Origin of the sequence: Oceanobacillus neutriphilus (genome assembly GCF_014645515.1) — a bacterium.
Taxonomy (GTDB): Bacteria; Bacillota; Bacilli; order Bacillales; family Amphibacillaceae; genus Oceanobacillus; species Oceanobacillus neutriphilus.
In genome coordinates, this window is the sequence record NZ_BMLW01000007.1 from 94,780 (window position 1) to 111,866 (window position 17,087).

15 protein-coding genes are annotated in these 17,087 nt (G+C 38.5%); 8 read left to right on the top strand and 7 right to left on the bottom strand.

Annotation, left to right across the window (positions count from 1 at the left end; all coding sequences use genetic code 11):
• Window positions 1-480 precede the first annotated feature (480 nt).
• Window positions 481-1,647, top strand: coding sequence for an alanine dehydrogenase (locus IEX29_RS12685; protein WP_188734803.1), 1,167 nt, complete (start codon window positions 481-483; stop codon window positions 1,645-1,647).
• Window positions 1,648-1,672: 25 nt separating this feature from the next.
• Complete coding sequence (locus IEX29_RS12690; RefSeq protein ID WP_188734804.1) at window positions 1,673-3,055, top strand: sodium/glutamate symporter; 1,383 nt, start codon at window positions 1,673-1,675, stop codon at window positions 3,053-3,055.
• A gap of 71 nt (window positions 3,056-3,126) precedes the next feature.
• Here IEX29_RS12690 and IEX29_RS12695 read toward each other — a convergent pair whose 3' ends face one another.
• From IEX29_RS12695 to IEX29_RS12710, 4 genes are all read right to left on the bottom strand, one after another.
• The gene (locus IEX29_RS12695) at window positions 3,127-4,401 is read right to left on the bottom strand and encodes an SLC13 family permease (RefSeq protein WP_188734805.1); all 1,275 of its coding nucleotides are present in this window, start codon (window positions 4,399-4,401) and stop codon (window positions 3,127-3,129) included.
• Window positions 4,402-4,860: 459 nt separating this feature from the next.
• A complete protein-coding gene (locus tag IEX29_RS12700; RefSeq protein WP_204799034.1) occupies window positions 4,861-5,937 on the bottom strand; it encodes a tartrate dehydrogenase in 1,077 nt (358 codons plus the stop codon).
• Window positions 5,938-6,078: 141 nt separating this feature from the next.
• On the bottom strand, window positions 6,079-6,768 hold the full coding sequence (locus IEX29_RS12705) for a GntR family transcriptional regulator (protein ID WP_077604874.1): 690 nt from the start codon (window positions 6,766-6,768) through the stop codon (window positions 6,079-6,081).
• 275 nt (window positions 6,769-7,043) lie between these two features.
• Window positions 7,044-8,390: a tetratricopeptide repeat protein gene (locus IEX29_RS12710; protein ID WP_077604873.1), complete on the bottom strand. Its 1,347-nt coding sequence runs from the start codon at window positions 8,388-8,390 to the stop codon at window positions 7,044-7,046.
• A gap of 422 nt (window positions 8,391-8,812) precedes the next feature.
• On the opposite strand from IEX29_RS12710, the gene IEX29_RS12715 reads away from it, so the two are divergent.
• A complete protein-coding gene (locus IEX29_RS12715) occupies window positions 8,813-11,044 on the top strand; it encodes a Z1 domain-containing protein (protein ID WP_229720209.1) in 2,232 nt (743 codons plus the stop codon).
• A 5-nt stretch (window positions 11,045-11,049) separates the two neighbouring features.
• Window positions 11,050-11,568, top strand: coding sequence for a tetratricopeptide repeat protein (locus tag IEX29_RS12720; RefSeq protein WP_077604872.1), 519 nt, complete (start codon window positions 11,050-11,052; stop codon window positions 11,566-11,568).
• Window positions 11,569-11,644: 76 nt separating this feature from the next.
• Here IEX29_RS12720 and IEX29_RS12725 read toward each other — a convergent pair whose 3' ends face one another.
• Entirely contained in the window at window positions 11,645-12,445 is an 801-nt protein-coding gene (locus IEX29_RS12725) for a YwqG family protein (RefSeq protein ID WP_077604871.1), read from the bottom strand.
• Between the two features lie 162 nt (window positions 12,446-12,607).
• Here IEX29_RS12725 and IEX29_RS12730 point away from each other — a divergent pair, with 162 nt between their 5' ends.
• Window positions 12,608-13,312 carry a class I SAM-dependent methyltransferase gene (locus IEX29_RS12730; protein WP_188734807.1) on the top strand — a complete coding sequence of 235 codons (705 nt, stop codon included), beginning with the start codon at window positions 12,608-12,610 and terminating at the stop codon, window positions 13,310-13,312.
• Between the two features lie 147 nt (window positions 13,313-13,459).
• Here the strand turns inward: IEX29_RS12730 and IEX29_RS12735 are convergent, their stop codons facing one another.
• On the bottom strand, window positions 13,460-14,119 hold the full coding sequence (locus IEX29_RS12735; RefSeq protein WP_077604869.1) for a Crp/Fnr family transcriptional regulator: 660 nt from the start codon (window positions 14,117-14,119) through the stop codon (window positions 13,460-13,462).
• A gap of 75 nt (window positions 14,120-14,194) precedes the next feature.
• Between IEX29_RS12735 and IEX29_RS12740 the strand changes: the two genes are divergently transcribed.
• Window positions 14,195-14,947 carry an HAD-IIB family hydrolase gene (locus tag IEX29_RS12740; protein WP_077604868.1) on the top strand — a complete coding sequence of 251 codons (753 nt, stop codon included), beginning with the start codon at window positions 14,195-14,197 and terminating at the stop codon, window positions 14,945-14,947.
• A gap of 26 nt (window positions 14,948-14,973) precedes the next feature.
• Window positions 14,974-16,062 carry an aminotransferase class V-fold PLP-dependent enzyme gene (locus tag IEX29_RS12745; protein ID WP_077604867.1) on the top strand — a complete coding sequence of 363 codons (1,089 nt, stop codon included), beginning with the start codon at window positions 14,974-14,976 and terminating at the stop codon, window positions 16,060-16,062.
• Here IEX29_RS12745 and IEX29_RS27240 read toward each other — a convergent pair.
• Window positions 16,002-16,259: a Fic family protein gene (locus IEX29_RS27240; RefSeq protein ID WP_077605193.1), complete on the bottom strand. Its 258-nt coding sequence runs from the start codon at window positions 16,257-16,259 to the stop codon at window positions 16,002-16,004. The genes IEX29_RS12745 and IEX29_RS27240 overlap by 61 nt on opposite strands.
• Here IEX29_RS27240 and IEX29_RS12755 point away from each other — a divergent pair.
• Window positions 16,182-17,027 (top strand): alpha/beta fold hydrolase, encoded by an 846-nt coding sequence (locus IEX29_RS12755; RefSeq protein WP_077604866.1) that lies wholly within the window; start codon window positions 16,182-16,184, stop codon window positions 17,025-17,027. The genes IEX29_RS27240 and IEX29_RS12755 overlap by 78 nt on opposite strands.
• Window positions 17,028-17,087: the final 60 nt, after the last annotated feature.

The following is a 17,087-nucleotide window of genomic DNA, read 5'->3' on the forward strand; positions in this document are numbered from 1 at the left end:
TCTAAGGTTCTTTACCATACGAATATCAATACCCTTAATGAAATTGTGAGTTCTCTCTTTATCCTTTAGATTGCTTATGGCGGTTATCTGTTTTTCTTGAAAGATAAATAAACCTGAAAGGATAAGGAGTGGATTTTAGTAGGGAGAAATAATCTTGCAGGTATGGGTAAAGCAGGTTACACCTTAAAAAATAGAAAAAGCCAATTCATCCTGCAGAAAGATGAATTGGCTTATAAATTGACTGTTTCCAACGATTAATTCTATTTTCCTTTCCTCTATCTGAAAATCAAAAATAATTAGAAACTGACTAAAATAATTGGTATAATAATTAAATCGACATTTAGAGACAAGGATATAAACAACTTTTACAAAATGTATATTGCAGGACATGTTTAACGATTAAAATTGCATGGCTTAGGCAATTGGCAGAATAAAATTTGCCATGTAAACAGTCTTTACAAAGATATTGGAGGAATACAAATGATTTTTGGTGTATTAAAGGATACAAAAATAGGAGAATACCGTGTGATATTAACACCAGTCGAGGCAGCAGCCATTAAAGAGGATGGACACACTGTTTTGATTCAAAAAGATGCCGGTTTGTCAGCTGGTTTTACTAATGAACAATATGAACAGGAGGGTGCTGAAATTGTTGATTCCATTGAGGAGATGTACAAACGCTGTGATTTTCTTGCCAAGGTGAAAGAAATTGAAGAAAGTGAGTATGGATTATTAAGAGAAAACCAAATTGTATATACGTGTATCCATCCGGCAGCTCATCCGGAACAGGTACAGGCTATTCTTGACAGCAAGAGTGTAGCCTTCACAGCAGAGGATTCGCATCGCTTTGGCTCTGTTAACTGTGAAGCAGCAGGAAAACAGGGAGCATTAATGGGATTAAATGCCATGCTGACCATTAATGGCGGAAAAGGAAAATTTGTGAGTGGACTTGCTGGAGCTCCTGGTATGAAAGTGCTGATCCTGGGAGGCGGATTGGTAGGACAGTCTGCATTGCAGGTGCTGCAATCATTAGGCGCATGGTGCACAGTAATGGATGTGAATTACGGTGTACTTCGAGATATTGGCAAAACATATAACGAAAAAGTAAACACTCAGCTGTCTACAAAGCAAAACATAAAAAAACTGCTGCCAGAAATGGATATGGTTATAAACTGTGTAAAGTGGCCAAAGGAAAATAAAGATTTCCTGATAGATCGCGAAATGCTTTATTTAATGGAGAAGGGCTCTGTTATTGTGGACATTAGTAATGATGAAGATGGTGCAATTGAGTCCTTCCGAGAAACAACACATGAGAATCCGACCTACATTGAAAACGGCGTGGTGCACTATTGTGTCAGTAATATTCCGGGAGCAATTGCGAATTCTACTTCCGTTGCTTATGCAGCTTCAGTATTGCCGCATTTACGTTCTATTTTAAATAACGGTGTCAAAGAAGCATGTATCCGCGATGGCTTTTTAAGAAGAAGCTTAACGGCTTATAAAGGTTACCTTACACACGAGGAAACCAGTGCGATTCAAGATCGGCCTTGGGCCCGGCCTGAAGATGTGTTGCATATACAAGAGGAAAAACTTGACTTTGCATCACCGGCAACACCGACAAGATCGACAAATTTTATAGAGCTTTAATGCAACCAGGAAAAGGGGAGACTAGATGACGATAAACACATTATTAGTAGATTTTGCCTGTGCGAGTATTCTTATTCTAATAGGAATGTTCCTCAGAGCAAAATTGAAATTTATTCAAAGAAGCTTTATTCCGGCGAGTTTGCTGGCAGGGTTCCTGGGGCTGGTCCTGGGACCCAGCTTTTTAGATGTTTTGCCGCTTTCTGAAAATATTGGTTCTTATGCGGGTGTTATTACTATACTAGTATTTGCGGCGGTAGGGATTAACGGTTTTTCCTTTTCTCCGGGCAACATGAAGAAAGATCTGAACCGGATGGGTGCCTATGCGATTTATAAGATTCTCGGTATCGCACTTCAAATGTCTATTCCGATTATTTTTGCAATCATTATTATTTCAAAATTTATTCCAGAGATTAATTATGGATTTGGATTACTGCTGGCTGCCGGGTTCTATGGAGGACATGGGACGGCAGCAGCCATAGGAACAACTTTTGAAAACCTAGGCTGGGAAAATGCCACCGATTTAGGTATGACAGCAGCTACCGGTGGGATGCTTATTGGTATTTTTGGAGGGCTTATTTTTATCAAGTGGGCGACAAGAAAAGGATATACGCAGTATGTGAAAGATTTCTCAGAGATTTCAGAGGATTTGAAAACCGGCTTAGTAAAGCCTGAAAATCGGACATCGATGGGTGATGATACGGTTTCGCCTATTGCGCTTGACCCGCTGGCTTTTCATGTAGCATTATTAGTGGTCCCTGCCGGCTTAGGTTATTTACTAAATAACTATATTGCGGAGACCTGGAATTTAGAATTTCCGACATTTACGATTGCATTTATTATTGCGTTGCTGATGTATGTTGTCCTTGGAAGAGGGAAAAAAGGTATTTATAAATATGTGGACAGTAAAGTGGTAGACCGTATCGGCAGTTCTGCAACGGATTATCTTGTATTCTTCGGTGTAGCCTCTATTCAACTACCGGTTGTTAGAGAATACTGGCTGCCATTAACGTTATTAATGCTTTCGGGTCTTGTTGTCGTTGTGTTGACACTTGTGTTTATTGGACCTGGTATGAACTATGAAAGCTGGTTTGAACGTTCTATCTTTGTATACGGCTACTCTACAGGAGTTTTTGCAATTGGACTTACATTATTAAGAGTTATTGATCCGAATAATAAATCAAAAACACTGACAGATACAGCGATTGTTGGTCCGTTGAACACTCCTCTGGAGCTATTTGCATGGTCAGCAGGGCCAATTATGCTGATGACAGGCCAGCATTGGGCATTTGTTGGAATTTATTTAGCAATTTCGATCGCCTGTATTATCATAGCAAGAATATTTAAATGGTGGTACTGGAAGATTCCACTTGGGGATCGGCCGCCAGTTCCTTTGGATAAGGAAGAATGAAGTATTTGGAGATAGAATAGCAGAAAAGAAGAAGGCTGGATTCCTAAGAGTCCAGTCTTCTTCTTTTCATATTAAGGATAAAACGGGAAGAGAATAGGAAGCAATACCATGGAAACAATTACTGAAACTAATACCAGTGGAGCTCCAGCTTTAACATAGTCCATGAATTTATAACCACCTATACCGTAAACCATTGTATTTGCAGGCATACCGATTGGGGTTGCAAATGCTAAAGAACCTCCGATTACTGTTGCCATCAATACAGCTCTTGGATCTGCGCCAATAGAGCTTGCAATCGATAAACTGATTGGTACCAATAAAGCAGTTGTCGCTGTATTGGACATAAAGTTTGTCATAACAGCGGATATTGCCAGGATCAAAAACAGCAATAAATATGGTGATGGTGTGTCACCTAGCAGACCGATCAGAGAATGTGCAATTGTTGCTCCTGCTCCGGTACTGTCAATTGCGGTAGCTAATGCTAAAGAACCGACAAATAAAAGTATGGTGCTCATATCAATTGATTTCATTGCCGCTTTTTCAGTAATGACTCTTGATGCTACTAAAATTAATGCACCGACCCATGCAGAAACATGTAATGGTACTCCGATAACATCTTCCAGAATCATTGCCAGTACAGTTAGGATAAGGACAATCAGGGACATATATTGCTTCCATTTTGGCACTTTCGAATAATCAACCTGCTGATTAAAAACAGAATCATCATCTATTGTTTGATCCTTTCGATTTGGGAGTAAACGGTAACCAAAAAAGCAGAAGTATAAGATACCAATGATTAAAATAGGCAATCCAACTTTTGCGTATTCAAAAAATCCAAATGACAGTCCGATATCCTGTAAAGCAGATTGGGCAATCATATTTCCAGGGGCACCAATTAAACTTAAATTTCCTCCCATAGCTGCTGCAAACACTAGTGGAAGAAGTAACCGTGATCTGGCAAACCCTGATTTTGCTGCAACTCCAATTATAACTGGAATGAAAACAGCGGCAGTGCCTGTATTTGATAGCAGACCGGAAAGGGCTCCGGTGATAATCATAATAACGGCTATTAACATGCGTTCAGTTTTTGCAAATCTTGTAATAATACTTCCGAATCTTTGGGCCATTCCTGTCTCAAAAAAAGCTGCTCCTACAATAAACATGGCAATAAATAACAATACATTATTATTAACAAAACCGCTAAAAGCCTCACTTGGATCTAGAACGCCAGTTAATATTAAACCAACTGCAACAATCATTGCTGTTATAGGCAGTGGAATCTTTTCCATTGCAAACATAACAATAGCAAATATTAAAAATAGTAAAGTAATCATTTCAGGACTCATATAATATAATTCCTCCTAAAGTATAACAGTTTTATAAGTTGAAAATTTGTGAGCCTGCTCCATTGACCATTTGTTGTGATATATATTTGATAGTTATCTATACTGGTAATTATCGTATAGCTTGTTTTATAGTTTGAATGATAAAAACAATAGATAAGTATATTTTGATATCGCTTTTATAAAAGAAATGCCGGTTCTCAACACAATTGCTGTGCTGTCGCTAAGAATAATAACAACATTAACTGCTTTATGTTCTGTTGCATGCATAATTGTTTCGCTCACATGTATGTAAGTTGTATGCCATGGATTTCTCTTGTTTGAAAGAATTATAGGTCATCCATTAAAAGAATCTACAGCAGTGAATACTTTCACGCATTCCCTTCTTTTGAAAAAAGGTACTCAGATAAATCTATCTCAGTACCCTTTATCATTGGTCAGTTTTAAAGTGTTGGAACTAAATTATAAGGTCAGATTTTCAATAATTGCATTTGTAATTTCTTCGGTATTACTTGTTCCGCCAATATCGCGAGTAATAATTCCTTGTGCGGTTGTCCGGCGTATAGCTTCATGTAGATTACTTGCTTCTTCGTGAAGTCCTAAGTCTTCCAGCATTAAAGCAGCGCTGGCAATGGTACCAATTGGGTTGGCTACACCTTTTCCGGCGATATCCGGAGCTGATCCATGTACAGATTCGAACATGCTCGGGAAGCGCTTATCAACCTGCAGGTTAGCACTCGATGCAATACCCAGACTCCCTGCCAGAGCACTTCCCAAATCGGATAGAATATCAGCGAATAAATTAGATGCTACTACGACTTCAAGGCTTTCTGGATTAAGTACAAATTGAGCCGCCATCGCATCCACAAGCCATTGGTCAGTCTCTACATCCGGATATTCTTTACTGACACGTTCAAATACCTCATCCCATAAAACCATTCCGTATTGTTGTGCATTACTTTTTGTAACACTGGTTACTTTCTTTCTTTTTCTTGTGCGCGCAAGATCGAATGCAAAGCGGATAATACGTTCGCAACCATACTCTGTAAAAATGGAAGATTGAATTGCTACTTCTCTTTCGTCAGGGCGTGCACTGAAATTTCTTCCGCCAATCCCAGAGTATTCACCTTCTGAATTTTCTCGTACTAGGATCCAATTGAGACTTTCCGGATCTGGATGGGCAATACGATGCTGAACTCCTGGCAAAAATTCAACCGGTCTGATATTTGCCCATTGATCCAGACCTTGACAAATAGCTATACGCAGTCCCCATAAACTGACATGATCCGGAACACGAGGGTCACCGACAGCTCCAAAATAAATCGCATCATAATCTTTTAAAGTTTCTACACCATCTTCTGGAATCATGCTCCCATGTTCTATATAGTAATCACTTCCCCAATCGAAGTAATCGCTTTCAAATTTGAATTTATCGTTTGATTGTTCCTCCAGGTAACTCAATACTTTCATACCCGCTGCAATTACCTCTTTCCCAATACCATCTCCTGGAATTACTGCAAGTTTAAACGTTTTTGTCATCACGCTTCCCCCTTTATTAAGTTATGTATATCTTAAACAATGTATACGTTAATGTCAATAAAATATTAAAATTAAATATTTTTATATAAATAACTTTATTAATGTATTCATTAAAAATAGAGCAGAGACGGATTCTCTGCTCTATTTTTCTTTGCGTAGAACATTTAAAATTTCAATATGTGATCTATTTCGATGCTCTTGCATAACATATTTTGCGGCTTGCTCATTGTTGGCGATCATGCAGGCAACAATCGCTTTATGCTCCTGAATCGATTGTGTAGGCAAGGGTCTTTGATGAATCGTATAAAGTCTGGCCCGGTGACATTGGTCATCGAATGTTTCATAAGTATTAGACAGCCTTTGATTGGAAGCTAATTTTAAAATTCGGCGATGGAATAAATCGTCCAGCTTTGACCAGCGTTCTAAATCTTCATGGTCCAATGCTTCCAGTTGTTCATCAATCATATGCTGCAGCTTTTGAATATCTTTGTATGTTGCATGTTCTGTAGCGGCTTCAGCTGCGATCCCGTCAAGCGCTACGATAACACTGTAGATTTCTTGCAAATCTTCCGGGCGTATAGGCTCTACAACAAATCCTTTACGGGGAACCAGGCGTATTAATCCTTCCGTTTCCAGACGGACAAAGGCTTCTCTTACAGGCGTTCTGCTCATTTCTAAAAATGCTGTTATTTCACGTTCTAAAAACATGCTTCCCGGCGACAGTATTAATTCCCGGATAGCGGATTTAAGTATTAAATAAGCTTGCTGGGGTAGTTTATAATCTTCAATATGGCTAATGGTTTCTTTTATTTTATGCAATGGGTATTCCATAAAACCACTCCTTTAAGATCAGATGAAATAAATAACAGCTGTATTACTCACAGGATATTTACTGATTTCAGGCAGCATAATCTTATTATACTAGAGATGCTGCGGGAAGCAGAAGAGGGAATGTAATTTCAGCATTTTTCTTTTGTAATGTGTGTTTAAACAATTTTTATATAATAAAATAACTGATAAAATCTCATTTAACTTAAAAAAGAAAGCCGTAACCTTCAACAGATAGTTAGTTGTGAAGGCTTCCGGCTGGTATGATGGGAAACAGATTATTTCTTTTTCCGTAAATTTCTTTTCTCCTGGCGGCTGAGCCCTTCAGTTAATTGTTCAAACAGGCTGTCCCACTTATCCTGATAGGTTTTATAAATAAGCGGATATTTTTTCTTCAATTGCAGGATACCTGCAGCATAGCTCTCTTTGTCACCCTCAAGCTGCTGTCTGAGATAAGCAGGCAGTTCATTGATGACCGCAATTATTTTAGTTGCCGCTATTTTTCCGGAATAGAACCATTCATATGCTCTGTAATAAAGCAGCTGATAAGCATGTAAATCCCGGGAGAGCTTGGTGATCTCTTTTTGCAGCCGTGCTTGTTTTTTTGTTTCGTGATGCGCTTTTTTTACGTCACTATTTTTATTCTGCGTAATGATGCCGGCCAAGTCGATGTAAATTTCAGCCTCTTGAAATAAAGCCCCTTTATGAAAATACATATATTGTTCCATCAGTTCATCTTGCAATTTTTTTAAATCGTCTTCATCAGAGATATTTTTCAGATGCTTTTTAAATTTTGATAATACCTTAGGTAATACAGCCCGTTTTTCTGTGGTAATAATGATATTAATCCAGGATAAATAAAATGCTGATTTTGTTTTGGTATCATCCACTTCTGTTGGCTGGGATTGTTCCATTAAATACATCGCTTTATCAAACTGGTCTGTTTGGATATAGAGATGTGCAAGTGCTGGAGCGAACATGGCTGTTTGTTCAGAAAATCTGTCCAATAAGCTTTGATATGTTTCAATAGCCATATCCGGATAACCGTTATTTTGATAAATATCGGCTTTTAAAGTATAGATAACCTGCAGTTCTTCATCGCTTGCAGTAAGAGGAATGATTTCTGAAAAAATCTTTTCCATCTCATCGACATCATCATTTAGACTTGCCAGTTTTAACAGCTTGAACTTAATTTCTCCACTGTCAGGTACGAGCTGATTTAATTTTTTATAGATTTCAAAGGCCTTTTTGTTATCGTCGTTATCCATTGCTTTCTTAGCAGCAATGATTAATTGCTCCGCCTCATCAAACTGTTTGGCTTCATTTGCTTCTGAGTCTGCTGCAGATGTATTATTTTGCTCCTCATTTACAGACACAGCTGCATCCGTTTTTTTCGTTTGCTTGTCTGTCTTCTTGCCATTTTTGCGGGCAGTATCATAGGCAGCTCTTTTCTCCGGATCATTTAAAATCTCGTAAGCTTCCTGCACTTTAGCATAGCCTTCCGGATCGGCTTCCTGCGGATGTTTCTCTAAAGCCTCCAGGTATTTTTCCCCGATTCTTGCCTGACCAATATTTGCTGTTGTACCAAGAATCTTATAATAGCTTTCGTTCTTTACTTTACTCATATTGATAACTCCTCATTATTTACGGTCAAAAAAGGATAAAGTATATTGCTGTATCCTTTATCTTTATAAACTAATAAAATCCTTCTATATAGGATAGAAGGAGCTTGTTGTCTTATTTTAAAAGGCTGTATTCTTTATAAAGCGATAGCTGTCATAAGAAGAATCCAGCTTTTATTCCGTTTCTAATTGTAGCTTTTCTTTTCGAATCTAGCAAGAACATGGCTGAAATAAGCATCAGGAATAAACAGGAAGACAGATAAGATTGAGATGTATTCATTAGTTTATAATATGTTGAGCAGCAGGTTCTCTACTTTAGGATAGATTGAGTACATTATCTAAAAATGATATATTTAAAGAAGCAACGGAGACATAATTAAAATTTAACAAAAACGGAAGGGTGGCTGCTCAGGCCGCTTTTTTATATGTTTAAAGAAAGTAAGGAAATAAATATGAAAACAGCCAGTTCAACAGTACTAAAAACGAATGGGATATTCTTTTCCCTGGTTTCTAAGAAAAATAATTATAAAACAGAAGAAATAAATGTAATGAAGAATACAGTCACTCAGCTATTGGAAACTTCCACCACATCGAAAAAACCTGGCATGCTTTTGGGACATATTCAGTCAGGAAAAACGCGTTCTTTTCTTGGTTCTGTGGGGTTAGGATTTGATAATGGTTTTGATGCTGCGATTATTTTAACAAAGAATTCGAATGCACTTGTTAAGCAGACCTTTGAAAGAATCGAAGGGGAGTTTTCAGAATGCATAGAGGAGGATAAATTAGCTGTCTATGACATTATGAAAATGCCGGTAAAGCTCCGCAAATTTGAGTTAAGAAAAAAACTTGTTATTGTCCTAAAAAAAGAAAAGAAAAATATGCAGCGCTTAGAAAGTCTCTTATTTGAAATGTATCCGGATCTGACCGCAAGAAAAATCTTATTCATTGATGATGAAGCAGATTTCGCTTCGGTCGCGTATGACAATGTGAAGGATAAAAATATTATTGATTTGAAGGTAATCGCCGGGCAAATTGATGATATTCGTGCCAGGTTAAGTGATGCCGCTTATCTGCAGGTAACAGCAACACCATATTCGTTATATCTCCAGCCGGATGACATGACGATTCATGAGCATAAAGCTTTTCAACCGAAGCGGCCGGCTTTTACAGAATTAGTACCGGTGCATGATAAGTATGTCGGCGGAGAAATGTATTTTGAAAAGTCTAAAGAAGATGGACATATGGCAAGTTATTTATACCATGAGATTCAGGAAGAAGAGCTTCAGATTTTAAGAAAAAGTGACAGACGTAAAGTAAAAGTGAATCATCTGCTTACAGGTGAACGCTACGAAGGCATTCGCAGTGCGCTGATTCATTTTATTGTCGGCAGTAAAATTCGTAATATTCAACAGGAAAGGATGGGTCAACGTCTTGAAAAATATGCGTTTATTATGCATACCATTACCACTAAGGCTGCTCATCAATGGCAGGAAGAGGTAATGCTTCATATGGAGGAGCAGCTCCGCGCAGCAATAGAGAAGGAAGATCCCATCTTTGACCAGTTAGTTCGTACAGCTTATCAGGATTTTGTGCGCTCACAAATGAAGGGGATGTATTTTCCAGCCTTTGACGACGTTCTTTCCAGCGTTCGTGATGCGTTGATAGAAGAAGAGCTGTTGATTGAAATCGTAAACTCCGAGCAGGATGTCGATAATTTACTAGACAAATCAGGAGAGCTGAAATTACGGACGCCGCTAAACTTCTTTATTGGCGGGCAAATTCTCGACCGTGGTATTACGATAAAAAATTTAATCGGCTTCTATTATGGCAGAAACCCGCAAAAGTTTCAGCAGGATACAGTTTTACAGCATTCCCGGATGTATGGAGCCCGTCCATTTGCAGATATTGCAGTTACCCGTTTTTATACAACAAAACGTATCTATGATGTGATGGAGCAGATGCATGAATTTGATACAGAGCTGCGCAGAGCATTTGAATCCGGGGCAAACAGCGGAGAAGTGACCTTTATTCAAAAGGATATCGATAATACGATTTTGCCATGTAATCCAAATAAAATTTTATTATCAAGCGTGCAAATGTTGAAGCCGGGTAAACGAATGCTGCCAACAGGTTTTCAAACGATTGCGAAGAGCTATCTGGAGCGGCAGATGAAGAAAATAGATAGGTATGTAGAAACGATGAAGCAAACAGCAAAAGCAGTACATCCAAAAGATGCCCGCTGTTTCCTGATTAAAAAAGAAAAAATGCAAGAGCTGCTGGAAATGATTTATCAGACCTATGAATTCGAAGATGGCTACGAGTGGGATCTGGAAACATATTGTGCTGTGATGAATTATTTATCAGAGGATACAGATACCAATCGAAAGGGATATGTCTGGGTGATTTTACGCCAGAATCGCAATATGGCGCGTATTCGAAAAAGCACCGGCCGGTTTGAGGATGCACCGGATACGAAGCAGGATGAATTGAAAATAGCTAGAAATCTGGCCAGGGTCATCCCATCATTAATGTTGATAAGACAGAATGGTTCAGAGGAACAGGGCTGGCGCGATGGTGCATTTTATTGGCCGGTGCTGGTTACGCCTGAGGAGACGAAAACGACGGTTTTTGCCGGGAAAGGGATTAAAGAGAGGTGAAGCAGATGAATGAGCATTTTTATCAAGATGATCCACAGTTAAACAAACAATTACAGCAGGCTATTGAACTAAGAGAAAAAGGGAATGCGGACCAATCCAGAAATATTATATTAAAGCTGTTAGAACAAAATCCGGACAATGCTTTTCTCAACTATCAATGTGCCTGGAGTCATGATATTTTGGGAGAAGAAAGAAGTGCTGTGCCATACTATGAAAAAGCAATTCAGCTGGGCTTAGAAGAAAGGATCTTAGAAGATGCTTTATTAGGGCTTGGAAGTACTTATCGGACATTGGGAGAGTATGAAAAATCGAAGGAAACATTTTTGAAGGGAATGGATTTATTTCCAGATAATAAAGCGATTCAGGTATTCTATTCGATGACGTTATATAATTTAAAAGAGCACAATCAGGCGATGGAGCTTTTGTTAAAAAACCTTGCGGAAACGACAAATGATGTGGATATTCGGAAGTTTTCCAAAGCAATTACTTTCTATGCAGATAAATTGGATACAAGCTGGGAGTGATCAGCGGGAAACGAATTTATTTATTAATACGTAAAATGCCTGTGCTGTTCTACATGAGAACAACACAGGCATCATTTTAATAACAATCCCAATTATAAAGCACGTTACTAAAATTTCTATCTTTCAGATCCTCTTCAGAGATAAAGAAATTTCCAACACCGGAATCGCTCCACATAATGTTACCGCCGGCACTATCGATTTGCAGCAGCAGTATATCATTTTCTTGATAATCTCCATATGCACGCGGGTCTTCCTGTGTAAAGAATGGATAGCCGCCCAGTTTATGACCTTTCCCGCTGAATTGCTGGAAAAATTCTTCTTCCAGGTTTTCATCTTTGTTTATTTTATCAAATATATCTGCGTAAACCTTGTCACGACGATAATCACTTACTGTGATAGCTTCTGAGCCTATTTCAAAGGATAATCCCATCTCCTGTTCTACGGGGAAAAATAACTCATCCTCTGGAACGGTTACAAAAGAAAAATCCTGCACTAATTGTGAGTCATCCTGAATAATATCTTTGTGATAGATAACACGAAAACCAGCTTGATTCTGGCCATCATCAAAATCCATTCCGAGAACATCATCATAACCATCGATATAAAATTGCAAAATTCCTGTATGAGGGAAATGCGGCAAATGAACAGGAACCTCGTCAAAATTAATTTGTGCCAGCAGCTTTAAAGGATTTCCCTCTTCATTTTTAGGATACTCCATCGAAACAGGGAAATACGGATTACCTGCAAATTTACTCTCGAATAAAGATGTTTCCCGCTCTGTAGTAGAAACCTTCACAACCGGGTTCATCGTCTCTTGAATGATAGAGCGGTATTGCTCCAATGCTTCTGGTAATTGTAATGATACTTTGTCTGACATAAGAACCCTCCTGAAATTCAGTTTATTCTGTATAATAGTTACTATAGCAAATTGAAACAAGCAGGGAAAACGAGAAAGCAATTAATTTACAACGATCGGGGCAGGCTGCTTCTTGAGCCAGAGGACGACTAAAGTATTACACCATCTTGGGGGGAGATTCTAATGAACAGGGTAGAATACATCAGAAATAAAGAAAAGGAATATCATGATGCATGTTATGATAATTATAAGCTGTTTGAGAAAGGCTCCTGGCTGTACAAGCCTGTTAAAACAGTGATGGAGCAATTGCCATATTTTAAAGAAAAAACGAATATTCGTGTTCTGGATTTAGGATCGGGGGTTGGCCGGAATAGCATTCCAATAGCAAAAGAAATAAAAGAAAGAGGAAAAGTTGTCTGCGTAGATTTATTGCTTTCGGCAACGGAAAAATTAAAGCAATACAGTAAGGAATATGACGTGGAAGAAGTCATTAAGCTGGAAACAGGGGATATAGAAGATTATTCAATCAAAAAAGAGAGATTTGACTTTATTATCGCAGTATCTGCTTTAGAGCATGTCGCTTCTGAAGCTGTTTTTAATAAAGTAATCGAAAGTATGGCACAGGGAACTAAAAAGAATGGCATCAACTGCATTATTGTTAATTCTGAGGTAGAAGAAATAGATATCGAGAAAAATAAAAAGTTAGATGTCATGATGGAAGTGAATATTAAGACAGAAGAAATGCTTCATAAATTAGACAGGCTGTATGACGGCTGGGAGGTACGGAAGCGGCTGGTGAAACCTTTGAAGTATACCATAGAACGTGACGATAGAGATGCCCTGCTGCAAACAAATGCGATAACTTATGTTGTGACAAGAAGATTTTAGTTTACATGCTCCTCGTTACTTAATAAAGCCTCATAATGTGTAGAAAAGCTCTCTATAAATAAAACTCCTTTTTCATAATGAGTAAAAGGAGTTTTATTTATTTAATATTAGAAAGTTATTGCACTTTATACCTAATTGTCCAGTTCGTTATTCAAACCGTACATCCTCAGAAATCTCTTTCACCTTATCCCACTGTAAAATCCGTACTTCATCATTCTCCCGCTCCACGATCCCCTGATCCATCCACTGCTTTAAAATACGATTAACATGCCTTTTTGTTGTTCCAATTAAAGCGGCGGTTTCTTCAAGGTTATTGGTTGAGATATAAGATACCTGAGAATCAGAAGAAACAGTGCATAAAAAAGCAGCAAGCCGGACATTGGCAGGAGACAGTGCATTCACCCTGGATGAAATGGTGCATGTCCGGAGCTTATAAGCTAATTCTCTTAACAGTATCTGTGAGAATGACGCATCATATTTTAGCTCCTTTTCATAAATCTTTTTAGGGATAAAGACAAAAGTGCATGGCTCTGCTGCAATACAGTTTGATTGAATCAGACAGTCTTCCAGAATTTCAATGTCTCCCATAATGGCAGGAGTCTGGCAGTAACGCAGCAACAGCTCCTTTCCTGTAATTTCCTGACTGGAAACAAAGTATTTTCCACTTATTAAAAAGTAAAATCCATCTATTTCTTCTCCGGCAGTTAATATGTATTCATTTATTTTGTATGTGCGAATGGTGATTTCCTTCTCCAATGTATTTGGAATCGAATAATGATAGATAGCAGCAAATTGTTTTAATGCCATATGATTTTCTCCTCGGGACATCTGTCCTTTTGTAATTTTTAATACATAGTATACTTGAAAAAAGAGGTGATTTAAATGAATTTTGTTTTTGATATAGATGGCACAATTTGTTTTGATGGAAAAACAATAGATTCGTCTATTATACGGGCACTGGAGGAAATAAAAGCAGCAGGGCATGAGGTGATTTTTGCATCTGCAAGACCGATCCGGGATTTGTTGCCTGTTCTGCCCCAGGCTTTTCAACAAGAGAAACTGGTTGGAGGAAATGGAGCATATACTTCAAATGGTGGAAAGATTGATGTTATCCATTTTCAAGATAGTTTGCTTACAAAGCTTCAAACTCTGGTTGAAGATAATCAGATAACCTACTTAGCAGACAGTGATTGGGATTATGCTTTTACAGGAGAGAAGACACATCCAATCTATAAGAATATTAATCAGGCTACAGCTAAGAATCGGGAGCTGAGAAGTCTGGATAAGCTGTGTAAGCTGGTCCTGTTTCAGCCTTCACTGCAAATAATAGATGAGCTTTCCACTATGCCTGTAAATATAACCTGTTACAAGGGTGAAAATGCGATAGACATCAGCCCGGTTGGAATCAATAAAGTAAGAGGGCTGCATGCTTTGCAGGTGAAGGATTTTATTGCATTTGGTAATGACAGTAATGATCAGTGCCTGTTTGAAAGCGCAATGTACAGTGTCTGTATTGGAGGACATGAGGTTAAACAATATGCATCTGCATCGATAGAGAAGGAAAATGTTCCAGCGATGATAAGCGAGGTATTGCGTGCGTATAAAGCTCAGGAAATACAAAGCGTCTATATTTAACTCTTTATTTTAAAAGGAGAGATAACATGAACGAAAAGATTGTCTCGCAATTCCCTACATTAACAAATCGGAATTATCTTGCCAGCTGTTCTCAAGGGCTTCTGCCGGCAAGTACTTCCGATGCAATCACAGCGTATCACGAAGAATTACGGGCTAATGGAATAAACTGGGACGCAGCAATGGGAATGCTGGAAAGAGCCCGGGAATCCTTTGCTGCACTTATTGGGGCTGACCCGGATGAAATAGCAGTTGTGTCTTCGGTATCTCATGCAATCTCTGCAATAGCGACAGCTTTTCCAGATCCTTTAACAGGAGATGAAGTTATTTTCACAGATTTTGATTTCCCAACAGTTGCAGATGTATGGACTGCCCAGGCAAAATTTCAGGGGAAGCTTCATGTGATCCCATCTGAGCATGGGAAGATTTCTCCGGCATCCTTTGAGGACCATATCAGTGAAAAAACACTGCTAACGTCTATTCCACATGTTCATTATAAAAGCGGGTTGAAGCTGGATATCAAAGAAATAGCAGAAATTGCTCATCGAAAAGGTTCGTTATTATTTGTTGATGCCTATCAATCTGCAGGACATTGCCCTATTCATGTAAAAGAGATGGGAATTGATTTTTTGGCAACAGGAACAAGGAAGTATTTATTAGGAATTCCCGGCATTGCTTTTCTGTATATTGATAAAAAAATTGCCGATACACTTCAGCCTAGCATGACTGGTTGGCTGGGAAAAGGGAAGAAAGATGCAAGAAAATTTGATACAGGTACACCTTCCTTTATCAGTGCTTATGCTGCTAAGGCGTCTTTGGATTTTATTCATTCTGTGGGAGTCCGTCATATTGCTGCATATCTTGAAGAATTGAGAGCGTTCACAGTTCAGTATGGGCGTAAAAAAGGATTGAGACTGTATGGAGCTGAAGAGGTGGAAAACAGAACAAGTTTAACAGCATTTTTTCATCCGCGGGCTGCTGAGGTCGTTCATAAGCTGCAAGAAAAAGGAATTGTATTAACTGCGAAGGAGAATATCATCCGAATCGCACCGCACGTTTATAATACCAGGCAGGATATTGAAAGAGCGATTGATGAAATCGTACAGTTGCCGGAATAAAAAGGATGGTTTGTTATCAAGGAATGACACAGAGCCGCACATTTGGTAAATAATGCTGGATAGGCATCTTCACCAAATACACTTTGTTTTGGGTGGTTCAGTGCAGAAGGAGGCTGTTTATGTATTTTAAAACAAGTGACGGGATAAGAATATATTTTGAAGTAAGCGGTACTGGAATCCCTTGTCTGTATCTGCATGGAGGACCGGGCTATTGGAGCAAATCTTTTCAACACATTATGAACGAACCGCTTGGAGAAAAATTGCAAATGGTTTATCTTGATCAGCGGGGCTGCGGAAGATCGGAGCATAGTGAGGAAGAAGCGTATTCTTTAGATAGATTAATAAGCGATATAGAAGAGCTGAGGAATCATCTGGAAATAGATGAATGGCTGGTGATGGGACATTCTTTTGGAGGTATACTTGCGATAAATTATGCAGAACAGTTTCCAGAGAGAACAAAGGGAATTATTTTAGCTAATGCTACCTTAAATATGACGGAGTCCTTTATGCAGCAAATGCGAACAGGATCTGAAATGCTGGGACTGGAATGGACAGGTATCGCCGCAGACAGCCTGTCGAAATTTATGAATACATACTTCGGTATTTTAACAAAATTAATAGAGGAAGGGCTCTATTTTAAGCTGCAATTTGTCGATACAGATAAAAAGAAAGAGCTGGATATGATTGATAATGAGGGTTTAGACAGTGATTCCAACTTTCAAAAATTCGTATTTTCTTCTGCTGAATATTTTCAGGATTTTACATTGTTGTCCGGGAAAATAGATAACCCTGTATTAGTAATTGCCGGCAAAGATGATTATGCTGTTGGACCAAGCCATCATCAGTCCTTTAAATTCAATAAAATGGACGTCCAGGTCTTAACTAGCGGTCATCATCCTTATGTTGAAAACCCTGCAACATTTAAAAAGGTAATTATGGATTTTGTAGAGAACAAGATGAAATAATAGAGCAGGAAGAGTTGTTAGTGAGTTAACGAAATAGTGCAATTATATTTTTGTCAACAA

What these genes read in the sequence shown, in the direction of transcription:
- IEX29_RS12740 (WP_077604868.1), top strand. Translation starts at nt 14,195, where the DNA reads ATGAATTTTGTTTTTGATATAGATGGCACAATTTGTTTTGATGGAAAA.
- IEX29_RS12710 (WP_077604873.1), bottom strand. Translation starts at nt 8,390, where the DNA reads ATGAGTAAAGTAAAGAACGAAAGCTATTATAAGATTCTTGGTACAACA.
- IEX29_RS12690 (WP_188734804.1), top strand. Translation starts at nt 1,673, where the DNA reads ATGACGATAAACACATTATTAGTAGATTTTGCCTGTGCGAGTATTCTT.
- IEX29_RS12700 (WP_204799034.1), bottom strand. Translation starts at nt 5,937, where the DNA reads ATGACAAAAACGTTTAAACTTGCAGTAATTCCAGGAGATGGTATTGGG.
- IEX29_RS12725 (WP_077604871.1), bottom strand. Translation starts at nt 12,445, where the DNA reads ATGTCAGACAAAGTATCATTACAATTACCAGAAGCATTGGAGCAATAC.
- IEX29_RS12695 (WP_188734805.1), bottom strand. Translation starts at nt 4,401, where the DNA reads ATGAGTCCTGAAATGATTACTTTACTATTTTTAATATTTGCTATTGTT.
- IEX29_RS12715 (WP_229720209.1), top strand. Translation starts at nt 8,813, where the DNA reads ATGTTTAAAGAAAGTAAGGAAATAAATATGAAAACAGCCAGTTCAACA.
- IEX29_RS12730 (WP_188734807.1), top strand. Translation starts at nt 12,608, where the DNA reads ATGAACAGGGTAGAATACATCAGAAATAAAGAAAAGGAATATCATGAT.
- IEX29_RS12720 (WP_077604872.1), top strand. Translation starts at nt 11,050, where the DNA reads ATGAATGAGCATTTTTATCAAGATGATCCACAGTTAAACAAACAATTA.
- IEX29_RS12685 (WP_188734803.1), top strand. Translation starts at nt 481, where the DNA reads ATGATTTTTGGTGTATTAAAGGATACAAAAATAGGAGAATACCGTGTG.
- IEX29_RS12745 (WP_077604867.1), top strand. Translation starts at nt 14,974, where the DNA reads ATGAACGAAAAGATTGTCTCGCAATTCCCTACATTAACAAATCGGAAT.
- IEX29_RS12705 (WP_077604874.1), bottom strand. Translation starts at nt 6,768, where the DNA reads ATGGAATACCCATTGCATAAAATAAAAGAAACCATTAGCCATATTGAA.
- IEX29_RS12755 (WP_077604866.1), top strand. Translation starts at nt 16,182, where the DNA reads ATGTATTTTAAAACAAGTGACGGGATAAGAATATATTTTGAAGTAAGC.
- IEX29_RS27240 (WP_077605193.1), bottom strand. Translation starts at nt 16,259, where the DNA reads ATGCAGATACAGACAAGGGATTCCAGTACCGCTTACTTCAAAATATAT.
- IEX29_RS12735 (WP_077604869.1), bottom strand. Translation starts at nt 14,119, where the DNA reads ATGGCATTAAAACAATTTGCTGCTATCTATCATTATTCGATTCCAAAT.